The organism is Moorena sp. SIO4E2 (genome assembly GCF_010671945.1).
In the GTDB taxonomy this organism is placed as follows: domain Bacteria; phylum Cyanobacteriota; class Cyanobacteriia; order Cyanobacteriales; family Coleofasciculaceae; genus Moorena; species Moorena producens.
Genome location: NZ_JAAHIE010001250.1, coordinates 1 through 1348 on the forward strand (window position 1 = coordinate 1; position 1348 = coordinate 1348).

The 1348-nt window shown below is 41.0% G+C and carries 1 protein-coding gene and 1 pseudogene; one reads left to right on the forward strand and one right to left on the reverse strand.

What is annotated here, in order from left to right; translation table 11 throughout:
- Positions 1–125: 125 nt before the first annotated feature.
- Positions 126–630, reverse strand: a pseudogene (locus tag F6K37_RS42635) (reverse transcriptase N-terminal domain-containing protein); the annotation flags it as partial.
- A 354-nt stretch (positions 631–984) separates the two neighbouring features.
- On the opposite strand from F6K37_RS42635, the gene F6K37_RS42640 reads away from it, so the two are divergent.
- The gene (locus F6K37_RS42640) at positions 985–1161 is read left to right on the forward strand and encodes a hypothetical protein (protein WP_158026519.1); all 177 of its coding nucleotides are present in this window, start codon (positions 985–987) and stop codon (positions 1159–1161) included.
- Positions 1162–1348 lie beyond the last annotated feature (187 nt).

Consider the following 1348-nt stretch of genomic DNA (forward strand, 5'->3'; position numbering starts at 1 on the left):
ATCAATTGAAGAATTAGAATGTTTGTTAAATCATCTTTTAAATGAAGGAGGGTTAATTATAAAATGGGTACGAAAAATAAAAAACAAAGGCAATGCTGTTATCACAGTTTAAATGCGCAACAGCTTATTGCTTCGATGGCATCGTGACATGAGCGCCCTGGTCTGAACCCATAAGAATTAGGTTCAAATTTGGCTTCCCATTCAGGTTAAGCGTGCCTGTTTAGCAAGTGCCTGTAATGCACGGTCATACATGGTCGGTATTCCTAATGGGCGTTTTTCCGTCCGTCCAGGTTTAGGTATCCAAACCCTTCTGGTTGGTTGTGCCTTTTTGGAGACCTTTAGGTTGGCTACTAAGATGAGGCGTTGCTTATTGGTTAAAGCTTTGACCCCATCTATTCCGGCAGTCTTTTTACCTTTGTTCTCCTGTGTTACCCGACGCACCGCAATCATTTTGGCAGTCCAGGACTTCATCAAAGTTTTTTGTAGTTTTCTTACCACGCGGACGTCACCACGTTGTGAGGCTCGGTATATCCGTTTTTGTAACTTAAATAAGGTTATTTCTAGCTTTCGCCAATTGACCTTATTCCATTCCGACTGTGGGGCGAACCCCCGAGTTTTAGACTTATTCATTACTACTTACAGCTATATCTTTTCCTATAACGTGAGTCCGTCAGCATATCCTAGATATTACTCCAGGCGTTGGCTTCTGACTCAATCTTGCTTCCATATGACTTGCGGCTAGCTACCTACTCAGAATATTCGACCTTTCTGAGAGTACATATGGGAGTTACTTCGTTCCTGATAACCAATCTTTGAACTTTTAGGGTGGTACTATTCACCGGGAGAGAGGGAAATCTTTTACAAGAGCGGCAAACCTTGTAAGCCTGTGTTCTCCGTTGACTTTTTGTCTGTAGCGTTGTTCAACCTTCTTATTTCGCTACATCGTAATAACGATGATTCATTCATACCTTCCTATTCGTACCCATGAGTTCTTTACCTAGGCTGACATCGGTCAGGTTAAAGGATGTTTTGCCCGTTCGACCCTCTTGCTGTTTAACTTATGGAGTTGCTATTTCCATTAGTCAGGGTAAGGTTGTCACTCGGATTTCACGAGGGATGGATTTTCACCATCATGGTTATCAAGTTGTCATGGTTCATTAGACCAGGCAGTTAATCCCCCATACTCTTTATCGGGTATGGTTTCTAACTAACGAATCGCACTAAGCTGTTGCGCATTTAAACTGTGATAACAGCATTGCCTTTGTTTTTTATTTTTCGTACCCATTTTATAATTAACCCTCCTTCATTTAAAAGATGATTTAACAAACATTCTAATTCTTCAATTGAT

Excerpts from the sequence above, each read along its gene's own strand:
- F6K37_RS42640 (WP_158026519.1), top strand. The coding sequence starts at position 985 with ATGAGTTCTTTACCTAGGCTGACATCGGTCAGGTTAAAGGATGTTTTG.